At 69.8% G+C, this 18,495-nt stretch carries 17 protein-coding genes; 7 read left to right on the top strand and 10 right to left on the bottom strand.

Annotated elements, in window-relative coordinates; translation table 11 throughout:
- Nucleotides 1–38 precede the first annotated feature (38 nt).
- Nucleotides 39–872, top strand: coding sequence for an alpha/beta fold hydrolase (locus tag IFU30_RS17260; RefSeq protein WP_124767622.1), 834 nt, complete (start codon nt 39–41; stop codon nt 870–872).
- Between the two features lie 153 nt (nt 873–1,025).
- Here IFU30_RS17260 and rhaI read toward each other — a convergent pair whose 3' ends face one another.
- Together rhaI and IFU30_RS17250 are read right to left on the bottom strand one after the other, a co-directional pair.
- A complete protein-coding gene (gene rhaI, locus IFU30_RS17255; RefSeq protein ID WP_192006341.1) occupies nt 1,026–2,192 on the bottom strand; it encodes an L-rhamnose isomerase in 1,167 nt (388 codons plus the stop codon).
- Nucleotides 2,193–2,274: 82 nt separating this feature from the next.
- Complete coding sequence (locus tag IFU30_RS17250; RefSeq protein ID WP_197977608.1) at nt 2,275–2,634, bottom strand: L-rhamnose mutarotase; 360 nt, start codon at nt 2,632–2,634, stop codon at nt 2,275–2,277.
- 217 nt (nt 2,635–2,851) lie between these two features.
- Between IFU30_RS17250 and IFU30_RS17245 the strand changes: the two genes are divergently transcribed.
- Complete coding sequence (locus tag IFU30_RS17245) at nt 2,852–4,144, top strand: MFS transporter (protein WP_192006339.1); 1,293 nt, start codon at nt 2,852–2,854, stop codon at nt 4,142–4,144.
- Between the two features lie 18 nt (nt 4,145–4,162).
- On the opposite strand, the gene IFU30_RS17240 is transcribed toward IFU30_RS17245, so the two are convergent.
- The gene (locus tag IFU30_RS17240; protein ID WP_192006337.1) at nt 4,163–5,050 is read right to left on the bottom strand and encodes an NAD-dependent epimerase/dehydratase family protein; all 888 of its coding nucleotides are present in this window, start codon (nt 5,048–5,050) and stop codon (nt 4,163–4,165) included.
- A gap of 39 nt (nt 5,051–5,089) precedes the next feature.
- Between IFU30_RS17240 and IFU30_RS17235 the strand changes: the two genes are divergently transcribed.
- Nucleotides 5,090–5,698: a DNA alkylation repair protein gene (locus tag IFU30_RS17235; RefSeq protein ID WP_192006335.1), complete on the top strand. Its 609-nt coding sequence runs from the start codon at nt 5,090–5,092 to the stop codon at nt 5,696–5,698.
- A gap of 61 nt (nt 5,699–5,759) precedes the next feature.
- Here IFU30_RS17235 and IFU30_RS17230 read toward each other — a convergent pair whose 3' ends face one another.
- The 3 genes from IFU30_RS17230 to IFU30_RS17220 form a co-directional block, all read right to left on the bottom strand.
- On the bottom strand, nt 5,760–7,202 hold the full coding sequence (locus IFU30_RS17230; RefSeq protein ID WP_192006333.1) for an L-fucose/L-arabinose isomerase family protein: 1,443 nt from the start codon (nt 7,200–7,202) through the stop codon (nt 5,760–5,762).
- A gap of 99 nt (nt 7,203–7,301) precedes the next feature.
- Nucleotides 7,302–8,336, bottom strand: coding sequence for a LacI family DNA-binding transcriptional regulator (locus tag IFU30_RS17225; protein WP_192006331.1), 1,035 nt, complete (start codon nt 8,334–8,336; stop codon nt 7,302–7,304).
- Between the two features lie 129 nt (nt 8,337–8,465).
- The gene (locus tag IFU30_RS17220) at nt 8,466–9,395 is read right to left on the bottom strand and encodes an aldo/keto reductase (RefSeq protein ID WP_079706405.1); all 930 of its coding nucleotides are present in this window, start codon (nt 9,393–9,395) and stop codon (nt 8,466–8,468) included.
- A gap of 48 nt (nt 9,396–9,443) precedes the next feature.
- On the opposite strand from IFU30_RS17220, the gene IFU30_RS17215 reads away from it, so the two are divergent.
- Nucleotides 9,444–9,872, top strand: coding sequence for a PLD nuclease N-terminal domain-containing protein (locus IFU30_RS17215; RefSeq protein WP_192006329.1), 429 nt, complete (start codon nt 9,444–9,446; stop codon nt 9,870–9,872).
- A gap of 90 nt (nt 9,873–9,962) precedes the next feature.
- On the opposite strand, the gene rhaS is transcribed toward IFU30_RS17215, so the two are convergent.
- The 4 genes from rhaS to IFU30_RS17195 all read right to left on the bottom strand — a co-directional run bounded on the left by rhaS (nt 9,963) and on the right by IFU30_RS17195 (nt 14,790).
- Complete coding sequence (gene rhaS / locus IFU30_RS17210; protein WP_085514253.1) at nt 9,963–11,024, bottom strand: rhamnose ABC transporter substrate-binding protein; 1,062 nt, start codon at nt 11,022–11,024, stop codon at nt 9,963–9,965.
- Between the two features lie 70 nt (nt 11,025–11,094).
- On the bottom strand, nt 11,095–12,195 hold the full coding sequence (locus IFU30_RS17205) for an ABC transporter permease (RefSeq protein WP_079706408.1): 1,101 nt from the start codon (nt 12,193–12,195) through the stop codon (nt 11,095–11,097).
- Nucleotides 12,188–13,240 carry an ABC transporter permease gene (locus IFU30_RS17200; protein WP_191942005.1) on the bottom strand — a complete coding sequence of 351 codons (1,053 nt, stop codon included), beginning with the start codon at nt 13,238–13,240 and terminating at the stop codon, nt 12,188–12,190. The genes IFU30_RS17205 and IFU30_RS17200 overlap by 8 nt, the downstream gene beginning before the upstream one ends.
- Nucleotides 13,237–14,790, bottom strand: coding sequence for a sugar ABC transporter ATP-binding protein (locus tag IFU30_RS17195; protein ID WP_079706410.1), 1,554 nt, complete (start codon nt 14,788–14,790; stop codon nt 13,237–13,239). Before IFU30_RS17195 ends, IFU30_RS17200 begins: the two co-directional genes overlap by 4 nt.
- A gap of 197 nt (nt 14,791–14,987) precedes the next feature.
- Between IFU30_RS17195 and IFU30_RS20970 the strand changes: the two genes are divergently transcribed.
- The 3 genes from IFU30_RS20970 (at nt 14,988) to IFU30_RS17180 (ending at nt 18,439) form a co-directional block, all read left to right on the top strand.
- Nucleotides 14,988–15,692: a response regulator transcription factor gene (locus IFU30_RS20970; RefSeq protein ID WP_079706411.1), complete on the top strand. Its 705-nt coding sequence runs from the start codon at nt 14,988–14,990 to the stop codon at nt 15,690–15,692.
- 4 nt (nt 15,693–15,696) lie between these two features.
- Nucleotides 15,697–17,130: a sensor histidine kinase gene (locus IFU30_RS17185; protein WP_124767611.1), complete on the top strand. Its 1,434-nt coding sequence runs from the start codon at nt 15,697–15,699 to the stop codon at nt 17,128–17,130.
- Nucleotides 17,131–17,407: 277 nt separating this feature from the next.
- Nucleotides 17,408–18,439 carry a substrate-binding domain-containing protein gene (locus IFU30_RS17180; RefSeq protein WP_192006500.1) on the top strand — a complete coding sequence of 344 codons (1,032 nt, stop codon included), beginning with the start codon at nt 17,408–17,410 and terminating at the stop codon, nt 18,437–18,439.
- Nucleotides 18,440–18,495 lie beyond the last annotated feature (56 nt).

The raw sequence follows: 18,495 nt of genomic DNA, 5'->3' as shown, positions 1-18,495 counted from the left end.
CGACGAGTCCGGACGCCGAAGACGAAAGGAATCGAACCATGTCGTTCATCACCGTCGGAACCGAGAACAGCACGTCCGTGGAGCTCTACGTCGAGGATCACGGCAGCGGCCAGCCCGTTGTCCTCATCCACGGCTACCCCCTCGACGGCTCGTCGTGGGAGAAGCAGACCGCGGTGCTCCTCGACGCCGGCTACCGCGTCATCACCTACGACCGCCGCGGCTTCGGCAAGTCCTCCAAGCCCACCGAGGGCTACGACTACGACACCTTCGCCGCCGACCTCAAGGCCGTCGTCGACGGGCTCGACCTCCACGACGCGGTCCTCGTCGGCTTCTCGATGGGCACCGGCGAGGTCGGTCGCTACCTCGGCACCTACGGCTCGGAGCGCGTCGCGAAGGCCGTCTTCCTCGGATCGCTCGAGCCCTACCTGCTGCAGACCGACGACAACCCGACGGGTGTCCCGCAGGACGTGTTCGACGGGCTCCTCGAGGCCGTCACCGACGACCGCTACGCGTTCTTCACGAGCTTCTTCGAGAACTTCTTCAACACGGACGAGAATCTCGGCTCGCGCCTGAGCGAGGAGGCGCTGCGGGCCAACACGCAGCTCGCCTACAACGCGTCGCCGTACGCCTCGGTCGCTGCGCAGCCGACCTGGCTGACCGACTTCCGGGCCGACGTCGCGAAGATCGACGTCCCGTCGCTCATCGTGCACGGCACCGGCGACCGCGTCCTGCCGATCGACTCCACCGGTCGCGTGTTCGCGAAGGCGCTGCCCTCCGCCGAGTACGTCGAGATCGAGGGCGCGCCGCACGGCATGCTCTGGACCCACTACCGCGAGGTCAATGAGCAGCTGCTCGCCTTCCTCGCGAAGTAGACGGCTCTGTCGGTTCGCAATTCAGGTCCGTTCCGGCGCGTCGGCGAACTCGGCCGGCGCGCCCGGGGTGACACGCCGCGCGCGTCCTGAGTTGTGAACGCCCGAAGCCCCGCGACCGGGATGGTCGCGGGGCTTCGTCGTGCTCGAGTGCGCCTAAGCGCCCCAGCTCGCCTGGGTCCCGCCGACGCGCTCCTCGGCGATCTGCTGCTGGTAGCCCGAGGCCAGGTAGGCGCTGAACGGATCGGCCGGCAGGCCGCGGCTCTCGCGCCAGGCGGCGAGCGGCCCGCGGACGTCGGTGTAGAACGCGTCCATGAGGATGCCGTTCGCGCCGAGGACATCGCCGGCCTCCTGTGCCGCGGTCAGTGCGTCGCGGTCGACGAGCAGTGCGCGCGCGGTCATCTCCTGCACGTTCAGCACCGAGCGGATCTGCCCGGGGATCTTGTCCTCCACGTTGTGGCACTGGTCGAGCATGAACGCGACCGGCGAGTCGTCGTCGAGGCCGCCGCCGCGGACGACCTCGTAGAGGATCCGGAACAGCTGGAACGGGTCGGCTGCACCGACGATGAGGTCGTCGTCGGCGTAGAAGCGCGAGTTGAAGTCGAACGAGCCGAGTTTCCCGAGGCGCAGGAGCTGGGCGACGATGAACTCGATGTTCGTGCCAGGCGCGTGGTGCCCGGTGTCGAGGCAGACGAGGGCCTGGTCGCCGAGCTGGGCCACCTGGGCGTAGGACGTTCCCCAGTCGGGGACATCGGTGTGATAGAACGCCGGCTCGAAGAACTTGTACTCGAGCACGAGTCGCTGCTCCTCGCCGAGGCGGGCGTAGATCTGCTGGAGCGAGTCGGCCAGGCGGTCCTGCCGGCCGCGGATGTCCTGCTGGCCCGGGTAGTTACTGCCGTCGGCGAGCCAGATCTTGAGGTCCTGCGAGCCGGTCGCGTGCATGACGTCGATGCAGGCGAAGTGGTGGTCGATCGCCTTCTGACGGATCGCCGGGTTGCTGTGGGTCAGGCTGCCGAACTTGTAGTCCTCATCCTGGAAGGTGTTCGAGTTGATCGTGCCGAGCGCGACGCCGTGGTCCTCGGCGTAGCGACGGAGTGCGCTGAAGTCGTCCACGAGGTCCCACGGGATGTGGAGTGCGACCTTCGGTGCGAGGGCGGTGAACTCGTGCACCTTGGCGGCGTCGGCGATCTTCTCCTCCGGCGTCCGCGGGGTGCCGGGCGTCGTGAACACCTTGAAGCGGGTGCCGGAGTTGCCGAACGCCCAGGAGGGGAGTTCGATGGCCTGCTTCTCGAGCAGCGGGGTGATGGTGTCGAAACTGGTCATGGTCACTTCTCTGTGCGTGTTCCGGTGGTCTGGGGCGCGTTCACGGCGCTGGTTGCAGCATACGTGAATCGTTTCAACGTCGCTACTCGTGGAGGGCGGCGAGCTGATCTTCGAGGTGGAACACCTCGGCGAGCTGGAGGAAGCCCTGGTCCGGCGGGAGGTCGAGGTCGACGAAGAACTCGCCCATCTCGGCCTGCCAGCGCGCGTTGACCTCGGTCTCGGCCATGCCGGCCTGGGCTGCTTCGAGGGATGCCGTCTCGAAGTATCCGATGAGGAGGCCGTCGTCGCGGACGAAGAGCGAGTAGTTGTGCCAGCCCGTGTCGGCGAGGGCCTGCAGCATGTCCGGCCAGACGGCGGCATGGCGTTCGCGGTACTCCGCAAGGCGTTCGGGTTTGACCTGGAGCTGGAAGCACACGCGGTGCAGAAGTCGGGCACTCGTCATCGAGGCGTACCTTTCGGTTCGGTGTCACGGACACTCTGAATCGATTCAGAGGATCGCAAGCAGCGTATCCGGGCGATCGGCCGCGGGTCAACGGACCGACTGTCCGGATGTCTGAAGGTCTGGACAGGGTGCATCGACCGTTCGACGGTCAGGGCGCGCCCGTCGTCCGCGCCGATCACCCCTGGACACCTCGGAGCGAACTCCCTAGCGTGGACCCATGGCTGCCGATGACGCGCCACCCGATGCACCCACGATCGACGGTTCCGACGGTTCGGAGGAGACGACCGTCGCCTCGGAGAGCCCGCGCTGGCGTCGCGACGTCGCGGTGTTCCTGTCCGGACAGACGGTCTCGCTGTTCGGCTCGATGCTCGTGCAGTACGCGATCATGTGGCACCTGACGCTCGAGACGAAGTCCGGAGTCGTGCTCGCGTTCGCCGCCGTCGCGGGGTTCCTGCCGCAGGCGATCGTGTCGATCTTCGGCGGGGTGTGGGCCGACCGTATGAACCGCAAACTGCTCATCATCGCGGCCGACGGCTCGATCGCCATCACGACCCTCGCGCTCGCGATCTTCCTCATCAACGGCGCCGCCGACCTCTGGCTCATCTTCCTCACGCTCGCGATCCGCTCGGTCGGCGCGGGCATCCAGATGCCGGCGGTCTCCGCGCTCATCCCGCAGATCACGCCGACCGACAAGCTCATGCGGGTCAACGGCATCAACGGCTCCATCCAGTCGGCCATGATGCTCGTCGCCCCGGCTGCGGCCGGCGCGCTGTACGCGAGTGCGTCGCTCGTCGCGATCTTCTTCGTCGACGTCGTCACGGCCGCCATCGGGATCGGGCTGCTGCTGCTCGTACCGGTGCGGACGCTCGTGCGGTCGGGCGAGCGCCCCGGCTACTTCGCCGACCTCACCGAGGGCGTGCGCTACGTCTGGCGCCACGGCTTCGTGCGCTGGCTGCTCATCCTCTTCGCGATCGTGTTCCTGTTGGTCGTCGCGCCGTCCTACCTCACGCCGCTCATGATCGCCCGCACCTTCGGCGACGAGGTCTGGATGCTCACCGTGAACGAACTCGCCTTCAGCGTCGGCATGGTCGGCGGCGGAGCGATCATCGCGATCTGGGGTGGCACCAAGAACCGCGTGCTCCTCATCGTCGGGTCCTCGGTGGTGTTCGGGGCGCTGTCCATCGGGCTCGGACTCTCGACCAACCTCTGGGTCTTCTTCGGCTTCATGTTCCTGCTCGGGATCGCTGTGCCGTTCTTCTCGACGACGTCGATGACCCTGCTGCAGGAGCGCGTCCAACCGGAGCGGCAGGGTCGCGTGTTCGGCTTCGTCGGCATCGTCATGGCGGTGTCGATGCCCCTCGGGATGATCGTGTTCGGACCGCTCGCCGACGTCGTGTCCGTCGAACTGCTCCTCGTCGTCGCCGGTGTGCTCACCTTCGTGGTGCTCGCCGTCGCCGTGCTCGTACCGTCCGGGCGACGGGCGATGGCCGAGGTGACGAAGCAGCCGTGATCCGCTCCGGTCGTCCGATCAGGGGAGCTGCGCCGAGTAGCCCTCGCGGTAGGTGGGGTAACGGTAGGTGAATCCGGTGTCGCGGAGGGCGGCTGCCATGATGCGCTTGCCGCGGTGCGGTTCTTCCGGGGTGCGACCGGCGTCGTCGAGCGTCGGGGGAGCGACGCCGAGTCGATCGGCGAGGAAGTCGGCCACCGTCGACAGCAGGACCGGCTCCTCGTCGATGCCCGCCACGACCGGCGGGAGTGATGCCGCCGACAGGTCGAGCAGGTGCACGATCACGCCCGCGGCGTCGTCGCGGTGGATGCGATTGGTCCAGCCGGAGGGCCGGGTGACACGGCCGTCGCGGACCTGGTCGACGAACATCGTGGACGTCGGACCGTAGAGGCCGCCGAAGCGGATGGCGCTCGCCTCGGGCACGGCGGCGAGGGCGGCCTCCTCCGCGGCGAGCAGCGCGCGTGCGGTGCCGGTGGTCGGGACGGCCGGCGTGGTGTCGTCGATCGTCTCCCCGCCGTCCTCGCCCCACACCGCGGTCGACGACACGAACAGGATGCGAGGCGGGGTGCCGGGGAGTACGGCGACCGCGCTCACGAGATGTCCGACACCGTCGCGGTAGAGGGCGTCATAGGCCTCGACCGAGCGTGCCCGCGGCGCAAGGGCCACCACGATCGCCGTCGTGTCCGCAGGAAGGTCGGGGGCGGAGGTCGTGAGGTCGCGGAGCTGGAGGGTGAAGCGCCCCTCGACGAGCTCGGGGACCGGGGTCGACTCGGGTGCCGGGGTCGACTCGGGTGCCGGGGTCGACTCGGGTGCCGTGCGCTTCACGCCGACGATGTCCTCGCCTCGGGCCAAGAGCCTCCCGGCGACGTCCGAGCCGAGCTGTCCGAGTCCCACGATCACGACGGTCATCGCTCCACCGTACCCGGCGCCAGGGGTGAGAATGGTGGGATGAGTGCTGCGGGGGAGTTCATCGACACGGCGCTCCAATACGAGGGCGACGGCTACCGGGCAGCGGACGTCGCCGAGCGCCTCGGCGATGGGCTCCGGTCCTACGGTTCATCCGTCGGGGCCGTGCGCGGGACCGTGCGCGACGCCCTCCGGAAGTTCCGCGGACTGGAGCACGACGAGCTGGCAGCCCTCGCCTCGGAGCTGTGGGCCGTGCCGGTCTTCGAGCGTCGGCTCGCCGCGATCGTCCTCCTGCAGTCGAGCGTCGCGGTACTCAGGCACACCGACCTGACGAGGATCGAAGGCTTCGTCCGCGCCGGTCGGGTTCCCCAGCTCGCCGACCCGCTGGCCACCGACGTCATCGGACCGCTCCTGGAACGCCTCGACGGGACGGCCCGAGCCAAGGCCGAGACCGTCCTCGACCGGTGGATGCAGGACGAGCCCTGGTTGCGACGGGCGGCACTACTCGTCCCGATCCGCGAGCTCGGTGCGGGTGGTGGCGATGTCGATCGTGCCACCCGTCGGCTCGCCGTCGCCCTGGACGGGTTGCAGCGGCCGGCGCCGATCGCCGTGGTCGAGCCCGCTGTGGAGCGTCTTCGCGCCGTGCTCTGATCCGTCCGGTCGGACTGCCCTTCGACAGGCTCAGGCACCGAATTGGGCTCAGGGACCGGGGTCATACCTGGCGGAAGTCGATCCCCAGCAGGCTCGCCGCAGCCCGGTAGTCCGCCGCCCGGTGTCCGAGTGACAGCGACCAGTGGTGACCGATACCGGTCGCGCTCCACTCGTCCACCCAGACACCCGGGTCACGCCCGAAGTCGACACGGCTCGTCGTGTTGCCGATCGCGAGCAGCGGGCCGGGGACGACCTCGCCCTCCGACGCGACGAAGGCGAGCGAGCCGTCGCGGTCCTGCCCCAACCCGAGCAGCGTGACCGGCCCGTGCCGCACGTCGAACTCGACGCTCACACCCCAGCCGCGCTTGCCGTGATAGACCCCGAGCCCGCGCAGCAGCGGGTCGCGTGAGCTGACGGCGAGGTGCGCCGGTCCGTCGTGTCCCATCTCGACGACCTCGTCCTCGAAGTCCAGCGCCTGGATCTCGCAGAACGACCCACCGGCGCCGACGACCTGGGTCGCGAGCTGTGCGACCGTCGTCCGCAGCTCGTACTCGCCGGTCGTGGGGATGCCGCGAGCGGTGAGGAGGGACGCGCCGAGGATCATCCCGGCGCCGAGTCGCTCGTGCTGTTCGCCGTCGCGACCGCGGTGGTAGTAGGCGAGGCTGTCGAGCGCGAACTCCTCGACGAGCCGGTCGAGCCCGACCGATACCTTCGCTCCCCACGCGAAGTCGTCCTCGACCACCGTGTCGTCGAGGGTGAAGATCTCCCTGGCGAGGGCCATGCGGTCGGCGACCTCGGCGTCGGTCACGTCGTCGACGAGGACGCGGAGGTCGTCGAACTCCAGGACCTCGACGTGCGAGCCGAAGGTGGTCGGCAGCAGGGTGAGGTCGGTGGAGACGTCGAGCATGCCGGGGTAGACGTGGCCCATGAGGCCGTGGCGGGCGTGACGGAGGGCTGCGCGGACGTGCGCCGCCCGGATCCACTGCGAGATCCGGTCCCACGCCGACTCCTGACGCAGCCAGCCCGACACCGAGCGGAACGGGATGCCCGCCCGACGGAAGACGTTGCCGACCTCGGGTACCGGGCACTGCCCGCAGTAGGCGAGCCAGGCACCGGTGTCGAAGCTCGCGTGGTCCATCCGCTCGGTCGGCTGCAGGTCGATGACGAGGACCGGGGTGTTCGCGCGCTGGGCGATCGGCAGGACCATCGAGGAGGTGAGGTAGGTGGTGAGGAACAGGACGATGAGGTCGCAGTCGCCCTGTCGGAGCTGTTCCGCCGCGGCGTCGCCCTCCTGCGCGTCCGAGATGAAGCCGACGTCGACGACCTCGGCGTCCATTTGCTGGAAGCGTTCCGAGACGTACCGGGCCGACGCCTGGAGCTGGGGGAGCAACTCCGGGAACTGCGGCCAGTAGGTGCCGAGGCCGCCGGCGACGAGGCCGATGCGGGGCTTCCGCCGTGCCTTCGGGGTGAGGAGCGGGTGGACGGCTGCTGCAGTGTGGGTCATCGTCGATCCTTGGTGGGTGCGGGTACGGGGTATTTAATCGATTAAATACTGCTGACGACTGTACCCGGGCGTCACCGCCGCGTCCAGCCTCGCCGCTGCTCAGGCCGGCAGGGGAGCGGACTCGCGGACGACGAGATGCGGCTCGAGCGTCCGCGTGACGTGCTCGTGTGCCGCGCGGTCGGCGCCCAGCTCGGCCAGGAGGATCTCGACGGCCACGCGCCCGAGTTCGTCCTTCGGCTGCTCGACCGTGGTGAGCGGCACCCGCCCGTCGGCCGCGAGCGCGAGATCGCCGTAGCCGACCACCGACACCTCGTCGGGCACCGTGAGGCCGCCGTCGTCCAACCCCCTGATGACGCCGAGCGCGAGTTGGTCGTTCGTGCAGAACACGCCGGTCGGACGCGGTGTCGCCGCCGCGATCCGACGACCTGCGATGCGCCCCGCGTCGACGGTCATCTCGTCCACGGTGACCTCGCGGAGGTCGTCGGGGTCGCGACCGGCCGCGATGAACGCGTTCCGGGCACCCTCGCGTCGATCGGCGCACTGCGGGATCGCCAGGTCGCCGTTCACGAGCACGATCGACCTATCGGACGCCGGGTCGGGACTGGCGAGCAGGTGGGCGACCGCCAGCTCCCCGCCGTGCACGTCGTCGATCGCGACGGAGCAGCCGGTGCCCTCGGGGGCGGTGCGGTCCATCAGCACGAGGCGGCTGCCGACCCGTCGCAGCTGGGCCAGTCGGGAGGCGTCGGCCGTCAACGGAGCGACGAGTGCGCCGGCAGCCCGGTGCTCGGCGAGCATCTCGAAGTGCCGGAGTTCGAGGTCCGGGTCGTCGTGGCTCACGCAGAGCGCGACCGTGTAGCCGTGCTCGGCCGCGGCCTCGGTGACCCCGCGGGCGATCGCCGAGTAGAACGGGTTCGCGATGTCGGGGATGACGAGGCCGATGAGCCGGTTCGTGCCCTGTCGCAGGGTGGCGGCGGCACGGTTGGGGACGAAGTCGAGTTCCTCGATCGCGGCGAGCACGCGCTCGCGCGTGGCGGGGGCGACGATCTCGGGGCGGTTGAGCGTGTTGGAGACGGTCGCGTTCGAGACGCCGGCGAGTCTGGCGACGGCGGCGAACCCGATGTCGTGCTTCGCCATGCTGCCCTCCGCTTCCTCTCCGAGCGTACCGGCGCGACCTTCGTCCCGTTCTCAGGACTCCTTCGGTGTGGTGGGGCGATCTCCACCCGACACGCCGCGGAAGTCCTGAGAACGGTCCGGAGGCGACCGCTACGGGAGGGTGTGGCCCGCGGCGGTGAAGAGGCGGTACCACTCCTCGCGTGACAGCGTCACGTCGGAACCTGCGGCCGCTTCCTGGACGCGCGACGGCTTGGTGGTGCCGAGCACGACCTGGATGTTCGCGGGGTGCCGGGTGATCCACGCGGTCGCGATGCCGGACGGCGTCACGCCGTGTGCGGCTGCGAGCTCGTCGAGCACGTCGTTCAGTTCCGCGTAGTGCTCGCGGTCGCCGATGAAGACGCCCGTGAAGAAGCCGGCCTGGAACGGCGACCACGCCTGCAGGGTCATGCCGGTCAGGCGGCTGTAGTCGAGCATCCCGTTGTCGCGGTCGATCGACTGGTCGAGGCCGGCCATGTTCGCGGCGACGCCCGACGCGATGATCGGGGCGTGGGTGATGCTCAGCTGCACCTGGTTGACGATGAGCGGCTGCTCGACGGAGCCCTTCAGCAGCTCGACCTGCGCCGGCGTGTGGTTGGAGACACCGAAGTTCCGGACCTTGCCCGCGGCCTGCAGGGTGTCGAACGCCGACGCTACCTCTTCCGGCTCGACGAGGCTGTCGGGGCGGTGCAGGAGCAGGAGGTCGAGGTAGTCCGTCTTGAGGGCGGCGAGCGACTCGTCGACGGTGCGGAGGATGTGCTCCTCCGAGAAGTCGAAGAAGCCTTTGCGGATGCCGACCTTCGACTGGATGAGCACCTGCTCGCGCTCGGCGGCGGTGAGGGTGACGGCGTCGCCGAAGCGGCGTTCGCAGCCGTGACGCTCGGAGCCGTAGATGTCGGCGTGGTCGAACACGGTGACGCCAGCGTCGCGTGCGGTGTGGAACAGGGTGCGGATGGCCTCGTCGTCGAGGGCCTCGATCCGCATGAGGCCGAGGACGATGCTGGACGCGGTCAGGTCGGTCTGGGGCAGGGGGATGGTCTTCATCCGACCATCCTGGCCGAACCCACCGGTGGTCTGCCTAGGATTGACGACATGTTCGTGTTGTCGTTGCTGCTCATCGTCCTCACGATCATCGCGCTCATCGACGTGGTGGGTCAGCCCGAGCCCGTCGTGCGTAACCTGCCCAAGATCGTGTGGGTGCTGCTCATCGTCTTCATCCCGCTCATCGGCGTCGCCCTGTGGTTCCTGCTCGGCAAGGACTGGTCGACGAGCCGGATCAAGCTCCCCGAACGTCGGGGCCGGAAGCAGTCGCGGACGTCCGGCTCGTGGGGTTCGGGTCGAGGGTCCTCGTCGACCGCGACGCCCTCGCCGTCGCAGCCCGACCGCGCCGTCAGCAGCACGGAGGAGCAGCTCGCCGCCCTCGAGCGCGAGATCCAGGCCGCCGAGGACGCCGAGCGCATCCGCAAGCTCGAGCTGGAGATGAAGCGCGACGATCCCGACGCCGCCGACAAACTGCCCTGACTCAGGAGTCCGTCGGCGCGTCGACCGGGTGTGGTCGCGGCACGCCGAGGAGTTCCTGAGACAGGGCAGTCGGGTGTGACTGGGTGACTCCTAGAAGTCGTACTTGTCGATGTTCGACGCGTCGAAGGTGGTCGGCGGGCCGACGATGACGGTGCCGTCGGCGCCGACCTCGCGCTCACCGAGGTCGCCGGCCTCGAAGGTGTCGCCCTCCTTGCCGGTGATCGTGCCCTCCGCCAGTGCCTTGCCGGCGAACGCTGCGACGTAGCCGAGCTGAGCCGGGTCCCACAGCGCGAACGCGGTGACGGTGCCGTCCTTCACGAACGGACGCATCTCGTTCGGGAGGCCGAGGCCGGTCAGTGCGACCTTGCCCTTGTACTCCGAGGTGGAGAGGTAGCGGGCGGTCGCGGCGATGCCGACCGTCGTGGGCGAGATGATGCCCTTGAGGTTCGGGTGCGCCTGGAGCAGACCCTGGGCCTCCTGGAACGACTTCGTGTCGTCGTCGTCACCGTAGACCTTGGCGACGAGCTTGATGTCCTTGTAGTCCGGGTTGGAGGCGAGCTCCTCCTCCATGTACTTGATCCACTCGTTCTGGTTCGTCGCGTTGGCCGTGGCCGAGAGGATCGCGATCTCGCCCGAGCCGCCGATCTGCTCCGAGATGAGCTTCGTCTGGATCAGGGCGACGTCCTTGGCGACGACCTGGGAGATGAAGACGTCGCGGCAGTCCTTGCTGGTGTCGGAGTCGAACGCGACGATCTTCGCGCCGCCGTCACGGGCCTCCTTGAGGGCGGGGCAGACGGCGTCGGGGTCGTTCGCCGCGATGACGATGACGTTCGTGCCGGCCTGGGTCTCGGCGTTGATGAACGACACCTGGCTGGACGCGCTCGCCTCGAGCGGGCCGACGACCTCGGTGGCGCTGAAGCCGGCCGCCTTCGCGCCGTCCTTGCCGCCGCCGAGCACGACGTCCGTGTACGGGTTGTTGAGCTGCTTGGGGATGAAGGTGATGCTCTCCGCGGCACCGCCGCCACCACCTGATCCGGCGGAGTCGCCGGTGGCGCACCCCGTCGCGATGAGGGCGAGGGAGGCTGCTGCGGCGATGAGGGCCGCTGCGCGACGGGCCGAACGGCCTGCTGCGCGGTTTCGAATCGACTGCATTGTCTGTTCCTTTCTGGATACGCCTGGTGCTGTGGCGTGGGGTGCCCCGAGGGCTGCGCCGATCGGGAGATCAGTGCTGGGGCAGGCTGCGTCGGATCCGTCGGTGGTGGTTCCACTGCTTGACGGATTCGAAGATACTGGGGCCGACCACCGAGGCGATCAGCAGGGTCCCGGTCACGATGATGAGGACGACGTCGGAGACGCGGCCGAGTCGGAGCGCGTAGTTGATGGTGCCGATGAGCAGCACACCCGCGACGACACCCGGGATGGACCCCTTGCCGCCGAAGATCGAGACGCCGCCGAGGAGCACGGCCGCGATGACGGCGAGTTCGAGCCCGGAGGCGTTGTCGCTGCGGGCGCTCGAGTAGCGGAGCGTCCAGAACACCCCCGCGAGGGCGGAGACACCGCCGGTCGCGACGTAGAGCCAGAACTTCGAGCGGGCGACCTTGATGCCGACGAAGCTCGCGGCCTCCGTGCTGTACCCGAGCGCGTACAGCCCGCGGCCGAAGGGGGTCAGGTGCAGGACGACCCCGAAGGCGAGCACGACGACGAGGACCCCGACCATGACCACGGGGATGCCGGTCGAGCCGATCTTCGACGTGAAGAACGCGGTGAGCTCGGGCGGGAAGTTGGCGACCGCGTTGTCGCCGATGACGACGAGCGCGAGGCCGCGGAACAGCGCGAGCGTGCCGATCGTCACCGCGAGCGACGGGAGTCCGACCACCGCGATGAGGAAGCCGTTGAACGCGCCGGCGACGACTCCGACGAGCAGCCCGATGAGGAGGACGACCCCGATGTCCATCCCGCCGCCGGCCCACAGCACACCGATGACGGCGCTCGTGAGGCCCGCGGTGCTTGCGACGGACAGGTCGATCTCGCCCGTGATGATGACGAGCGTCATCGGCATCGCGATGAGGAGGATCGGGATGACGTCGAGGAGGAGGAAGCCCACGGTGACGGGGGAGGCGAACCGCGGGATGAGCAGGCAGGCGCCGATGACGACGACGAGCAGCGCGTAGATCATGATCGCGTCGCGACCGAGGAGGATGCGCGAGGCACCGGTGCGGCCCTTCGGTTCGGCCACGAGCACGCCGGTGGTGTCGGTGCCGAGCGGGCCGGAGCCCTTGGTGAACGGAGCCTTCGGGGCTGCCGGGGTCTTCAGATCAGACATCGCGTGCCTCGCTCATTCGCAGTTTCTTGGCCGTACGGAGGCTGGCGACGCGGTCGATGATGATCGCGGCCAGGATGAGGATGCCCACGATCGCCTGTTGCCAGAACTTGTCGACGCGCAGGGCGGTGAGGGCGCTCGTGATGGTGGTGAGGAGGATCGCGCCGATCGCGGCCCCGGCGACCGAGCCGCTGCCGCCGAAGATCGCGACACCGCCGACCACGGCCGCCGCGACGACGTCGAGCTCCATACCGGACCCGGTGGTCGCGCCGACCGAGTTGAAGCGCGAGGCGTAGAGCACGCCGGCGAGTCCGGCGAGCAGGCCGTTCGCCAGGAAGGCGAGGAAGACGCGGCGGCCGACCGGGATGCCGAACAGCTTCGCGGCGTCGGGGTCCGACCCGATCGCGTAGAGGTCGCGGCCGGATCGGGCGCCGGCCATGTAGACGGCGACGACGACCACGACGAGGATCGCGATGAGGGTGATGACCGGGAAGCCGAGGACGGTGTCGACGGACAGGTTCCCGAACGCGTCGGGTCGGTCGTCCGCGAAGTACTGCGTGCCACCGGCCCACGCGTTGTTCAGGCCTCGGTAGATGTAGAGCGTGCCCAGGGTGATGACGAGGGCGGGGACCTTCGCGATCGTGACGAGCGCACCGTTGATCGCGCCGAGCACCGCACCGAGCAGCATGGCGATGGCGAACACCGCGATGATCGGCAGTTGGGGCATCGTCGCGAACATCGTGCCGGTCGCGAAGGCCACGAGCCCCAGGATCGAGCCGACGGACAGGTCGACGTTGCGGGTGATGATGACGAGCGCCTGACCGACGGCGAGGATGATCATGATCGTCGCGTTGAGGAGGAGGTCCTTCACCCCCTGTGCCGACAGGAACAGCGGGTTCGCGAGGTAGGTCACGAGCACGAGCACGACGAGGGCGACGGTGACCGGGAGCTCCCGGAGTCGCACGATCGACGCGATCGGGTTCGTCGTGCGCTCGGTCGCGACGGTGACGGGGCGGCCGCCTCCCGGCTTGGTGGTGGTGTCGGTCATCGTGCGCCTTCCAGGGAACCGGTGGCCGCGTGCATCACGGTCTCCGGGGTCGCTTCTTCGCGGGTGAGCTCGGCGGTGATCCGGCCCTCGTGCATGACGAGGACGCGGTCGGCCATGCCGAGGACCTCGGGCAGTTCGGAGGAGATCATGAGGATCGCGATGCCGCGGCCGGCGAGTTCGGAGATGAGGCGGTGCACCTCGCTCTTCGTGCCGACGTCGATGCCGCGGGTGGGCTCGTCGACGATGAGGAAGGTCGGCTCGGTGGCGAGCCACTTCGCGAGGACGACCTTCTGCTGGTTGCCGCCGGAGAGGGTGGAGACCGCGTACTCCTGCGAGCCGGTCTTCACCTGGAGGCGGGCCGACCACTCCTCGGCCGCCTCGCGTTCGCGGCGGCCGGAGATGATCCCGAACCGCGCGAGCCGGTGGCGGAGGGTGAGGGTCGCGTTGCGGGCGACCGACAGGTCCATCACGAGCCCCTGCTTGCGACGGTCCTCCGGGACGAAACCCATGCCGGCGTCGATCGCGGCCTGCGGGTCGCCGGCCTTCACCGGCTTGCCGTCGAGCGTGACGCGTCCGGTGTCGTAGGGGTCGATGCCGAAGACGGCACGGGCGACCTCGGTGCGCCCGGCGCCGACGAGTCCCGCGAGGGCGACGATCTCACCCGAGCGCACCGTGAACGAGATGTCGGAGAAGACGCCGGCGCGCGACAGCCCGTCGACGGTGAGGACCGCGTCGCCGATCTCTGCGTCCTGCTTGGGGAAGAGGGCGGCGATGTCGCGACCGACCATCTGCCGGACGATCGCGTCGACGGAGGTCTCGTTCGTGACGTGCGTGGCGATGTAGCGGCCGTCGCGCATGACCGTGATGCGGTCGCACAGCGCGAAGACCTCCTCGAAGCGGTGGGAGATGAACATGATGCCGGCGCCCGCGTCGCGCAGGGAGCGGGCGACCTGGAAGAGGCGGTCGACCTCGACGCCGGAGAGCGCGGCGGTCGGTTCGTCCATGATGAGGACCTTGGCGTCGAGCGAGATGGCCTTCGCGATCTCGATGATCTGCTGGTCGGCGATCGACAGGCCCTCGGCGACGCGGTCGGGGTCGATCTGGACGCCGAGGCGGTCGAACAGGGCGCGGGCGGCCTTCCGCATGGCGCCAGTGCTGATGAGTCCGAGGCCGTTCTTCGGCTGGCGGCCGATGAAGATGTTCTCGGCGACGGTGAGGTCGGGGAACAGGGTCGGCTCCTGGTAGATCACGGAGATGCCCGCGGCCTTGCTGTCGGCGACGCCGCGGAAGGCGACGGGCTTCCCGGCGAGGGTGAAGTCGCCGGCATCTGGGGTGTAGAGCCCGGCGAGGATCTTCACGAGCGTGGACTTCCCGGCGCCGTTCTCGCCGACGAGCGCGTGGATCTCGCCGGCCTCGATCTGGATGGTGCCGTCGGCCAGGGCGACGACGGGGCCGAAGGTCTTGGCGGCTCCGATGAGGGAGAGCGCCGGCTGGGCGCTGCGCCCGGCAGGTTCGGTGCGCGCCGGTTGCGCTGGATGGTCGATCGTCATTGAGGGTCCGTTCCTCCACGGTGAGGGGCTCGCTCCCGGCGGGATGTGAATCGATTCAGGGTCGGGAGCACCTGCACTGTATGGCCGTCGGATCGCGGGCGGCAAGGCGAAGCGGTCGTTCCTGACAGGACCTTCAGAAACGGCGCCCCGGTCGGCTCGCCTAGGCTGTGGATGCTCGATGGCGAAGGAGGACGACCGTGCGGATCCTCGTCGTCGATGACGAACGCGAGATGGCTGGCCTCCTGTCCCGCGGTCTCGGGTCGGACGGCCACGACGTGACGACGGCGTTCGACGGCCCGACCGCGCTGGACCTCGCGCGGCAGGCGATCGCGCCGGTGTCCGGTGGCGACGCGGGCTTCCAGGTCGCGGTGGTCGACGTCATGCTCCCCGGGCTCTCCGGATTCGCCGTCTGCCGCGAGCTCAAAGGCCTCGACCCGACGCTCGCGGTGATCCTGCTCACGGCGCGCGACGCCGTGGACGACCGGGTCCGCGGGCTCGACGCCGGAGCCGACGACTACATGATCAAGCCGTTCGCCTTCGCCGAGCTCGCCGCCCGGATCCGCGCGGTCCGGCGTCGGGACGCGCTCACCGTGCAGCCCCGGTTGGACGTCGGTGGCCTGACGCTCGACCTGCACCGGCACCGGGCACGCGTCGGCGACCACGACGTGCCGCTGAGCGGGACCGAGTTCGACGTCCTCCGGGTGCTCGCGACCGATCCGGGCGTCGTCGTCTCCCGGGCGGCCATGCTGCGGGAGGTCTGGGAGACCTTCGACAACATCGACCCGAACGTCGTCGATCAGTACATCAGCCGCCTCCGTCGCAAACTCGACCTGGCGGAGGCGGGCGTCCGCATCGTGACGAGCCGCGGCGTGGGGTTCTCACTCGTCGCCGCAGGGAGCTGAGGGCGTGTCGTCGGACCGTCGCCGGTCGACGCGGCACCACGGCATCCGCACGCGGATCGCCGGCGGCAGTCTGCTCATCGCCGTCGTCGTGTCGCTCTTCGCCGGACTCGCGATCAATGCCCAGCTGGAGCGCATCGTCCGCGACGGCACCGTCCAGGCGCTCCGCAGTGACGGCGCACAATACGTGTTCGCGCTGCAGGCGAGACCCGACGACCCGCTCCAGGGACCCGGCCTCGGCACCCGCATCGCGGTCATCGCCCCTGACGGCTCCATCCCGGTCTTCAGCCTGCCGACGACCCTCGCCGCGCAACTCCCGGCGCTCGCCGCGACGCGGGAGGTCACCACCGTCGACGCCGGTTCAGCCACCTACATCCTGTTGTCACAGCCCGTGACCGTCGGTGGCGACACCTGGTACGTCATCGCCGGACGCGACGAGGCCGAGGAGACGACCGTCCTCGTCCAGATGCGCCTCCTGCTCGTCGGGTCCTTCGCGCTCCTCGTCCTCGGTGTCGCGGCCGGCGGGTGGATCCTGACGACGGTGTCGCTCCGGCCCGTCACGCGGCTCCGGGTGAGCGCGCAGAGCCTCAGCGAACGGTCGACGGACGAGGTGCTGCCGGTCGGCCGCGCGGACGACGAGATCGCGCAGCTCGCGATCACCCTCAACGACCTGATCGAGCGGCTGCGGGCCTCGGCGGACCGCGAACGGCAACTCGTGTCCGACGCGAGTCACGAGCTCCGCACGCCGCTCGCGATCCTCCGCACCCAGCTCGAACTCGCGCGCCTCGAGGACTCGTCGCGTGAGCAACTGCTCGCCGACATCGAGGGGGCGGAGCGCAGTGCGACGCGGCTGTCGGCGCTCGTCACCTCGCTGCTCGAGCTGTCCCGCATCGAGGCGGCGACGCCGGAGGAGCGGACGAGCGCGGCCAGGTTGGAGGCCGACGTGCTCGAGGCGGTCGAGCGCGCGCGGTTCCGGGTCGCCTCGGACGACGCGCTGGCCGGGATCGAGGTCGAGTACGTGAGCGCGATCGCTGAGAGCGGGCCGGGGGAGGGTGCGGCGGTGTACGCCGTGCGCGCCGACGATGTCGGTCGGGTCGTCGACAACCTCGCGGGGAACGCGCTGCAGGCCTTCACCGAGCGCGGGGGCGCTCCGCGCCGGGTGTCGGTCATGCTCGACGACGACGGCGGTCAGCTCACGCTCCGGGTGTCGGACAACGCGGGAGGACTCGACCCGGCCTTCGAACCGCGGGCGCTCGAGCGGTTCAGCCGGTCGGACGCGACGCGGTCCTCCGGGCACGGTTCCGGGCTCGGGCTCGCGATCGTCGCCGCCATCGCGCGCAACGCGGGTGGGGCGATCGTGCTGCACAATCGACCCGGCCACGGTCTCGAGGTCGTCGTCACCCTGCCCGCCGCGTCGGCCCTGCCAGTCGATCCCGCCTGATCGTCGCCCCGTTCTCAGGAGTCGCCCGGTGTGTCGGGGGCGGGCGGGGGCGCCGCGCCCGGGAACTCCTGAGTTGGGGACGGCGGCGGGTAGATGGCCCGTTCTCAGGACTCGCCCGGTGTGTCGGGGTCGGGCGGGGGCGCCGCGCCCGGGAACTCCTGAGTTGGGGACGGAGACGACCGGGCAGCCGACTGCACGGGCGCGCGAAGGCGCTGCGTGCAACAATGAGCCAGCCCGTCCGGCGTCGCCTGGCGGGTCCGACAGGCGAAGGGGAGCCGTGAGCGCGAGCGTGAAGGACGTCGCGGCGAGAGCCGGCGTCTCGGTCGGGACCGTCTCCAACGTGCTGAACCGCCCCGAGAAGGTCTCGCCCGTCACGGTCGACCGCGTCCACGCGGCGATCGACGAGCTCGGCTTCGTGCGGAACGACGCGGCCCGCCAGCTCCGGGCCGGTCGCAGCCGCAGTGTCGGCCTCGTCGTGCTCGACGTCGGCAACCCGTTCTTCACCGACGTCGCCCGCGGTGCCGAGGACCGGGCCGATGCGGAGGGGTGGTCGGTCCTGCTCGGAAACAGCGACGAGAGCATCGACCGCGAGCGCGCCTACCTCGACCTCTTCGAGGAGCAGCGGGTCGCCGGCGTCCTCATCACTCCGCTCGGCGACGACCTCAACCGGCTCAGCCGGCTGCGCGACCGCGGGACGCCGACGGTCCTCGTCGATCGGCAGACCGATGACACGAGCTTCTCATCGGTCGCCGTCGACGACGTCGCGGGCGGGCGGCTCGCGGTCGAGCACCTCATCGGACTCGGTCGGCGTCGTATCGCGGTCGTGGGTGGTCCGTCCTCGCTCCGGCAGGTCGTCGACCGGCTCGCCGGTGCGCGTCAGGCGGTCGATGCAGCCGCGGCCGGTGGTGCCGAGGTCACCCTCGAGGTCGTGGAGACCACCGCGTTGACGGTGCTGCAGGGCCGTTCCGCGGGCGAGACCATTCGGAACCGTCCTCGTGACGACTGGCCCGACGCGGTGTTCGCGGCCAACGACCTCCTCGCGATGGGGGTCCTGCAGGCGTTCAGCATGCTCGGTTCGGTGCGCGTGCCGGACGACATCGCGCTGATCGGGTACGACGACATCGACTTCGCGTCGGCGGCGGTCGTCCCGCTGTCGTCGATCCGTCAGCCGAGCGCACTCATCGGCCACACCGCCGTCGAGCTCCTGCTCCGTGAGGCGGACGCGGGCGCTCGACGCGTGCCCGAGCAGATCGTCTTCCAGCCGGAACTCGTCGTCCGGCAGTCGACGGTCGGCGTCGACCCGTCCTGAGTCCGGGGCTTCATCGGTCCTCCACAGGCCGCGCCAAGCTGAGGATCCTCTCAGGG

Source organism: Plantibacter sp. CFBP 8798 (assembly GCF_014841195.1).
In the GTDB taxonomy this organism is placed as follows: Bacteria; Actinomycetota; Actinomycetes; order Actinomycetales; family Microbacteriaceae; genus Plantibacter; species Plantibacter auratus.
This window is presented reverse-complemented; position numbering and strand designations above follow the sequence as displayed.

Excerpts from the sequence above, each read along its gene's own strand:
- IFU30_RS17260 (WP_124767622.1), top strand. The coding sequence starts at position 39 with ATGTCGTTCATCACCGTCGGAACCGAGAACAGCACGTCCGTGGAGCTC.
- rhaI (WP_192006341.1), bottom strand. The coding sequence starts at position 2,192 with ATGACCAGTTTCGACACCATCACCCCGCTGCTCGAGAAGCAGGCCATC.
- IFU30_RS17250 (WP_197977608.1), bottom strand. The coding sequence starts at position 2,634 with ATGACGAGTGCCCGACTTCTGCACCGCGTGTGCTTCCAGCTCCAGGTC.
- IFU30_RS17245 (WP_192006339.1), top strand. The coding sequence starts at position 2,852 with ATGGCTGCCGATGACGCGCCACCCGATGCACCCACGATCGACGGTTCC.
- IFU30_RS17240 (WP_192006337.1), bottom strand. The coding sequence starts at position 5,050 with ATGACCGTCGTGATCGTGGGACTCGGACAGCTCGGCTCGGACGTCGCC.
- IFU30_RS17235 (WP_192006335.1), top strand. The coding sequence starts at position 5,090 with ATGAGTGCTGCGGGGGAGTTCATCGACACGGCGCTCCAATACGAGGGC.
- IFU30_RS17230 (WP_192006333.1), bottom strand. The coding sequence starts at position 7,202 with ATGACCCACACTGCAGCAGCCGTCCACCCGCTCCTCACCCCGAAGGCA.
- IFU30_RS17225 (WP_192006331.1), bottom strand. The coding sequence starts at position 8,336 with ATGGCGAAGCACGACATCGGGTTCGCCGCCGTCGCCAGACTCGCCGGC.
- IFU30_RS17220 (WP_079706405.1), bottom strand. The coding sequence starts at position 9,395 with ATGAAGACCATCCCCCTGCCCCAGACCGACCTGACCGCGTCCAGCATC.
- IFU30_RS17215 (WP_192006329.1), top strand. The coding sequence starts at position 9,444 with ATGTTCGTGTTGTCGTTGCTGCTCATCGTCCTCACGATCATCGCGCTC.
- rhaS (WP_085514253.1), bottom strand. The coding sequence starts at position 11,024 with ATGCAGTCGATTCGAAACCGCGCAGCAGGCCGTTCGGCCCGTCGCGCA.
- IFU30_RS17205 (WP_079706408.1), bottom strand. The coding sequence starts at position 12,195 with ATGTCTGATCTGAAGACCCCGGCAGCCCCGAAGGCTCCGTTCACCAAG.
- IFU30_RS17200 (WP_191942005.1), bottom strand. The coding sequence starts at position 13,240 with ATGACCGACACCACCACCAAGCCGGGAGGCGGCCGCCCCGTCACCGTC.
- IFU30_RS17195 (WP_079706410.1), bottom strand. The coding sequence starts at position 14,790 with ATGACGATCGACCATCCAGCGCAACCGGCGCGCACCGAACCTGCCGGG.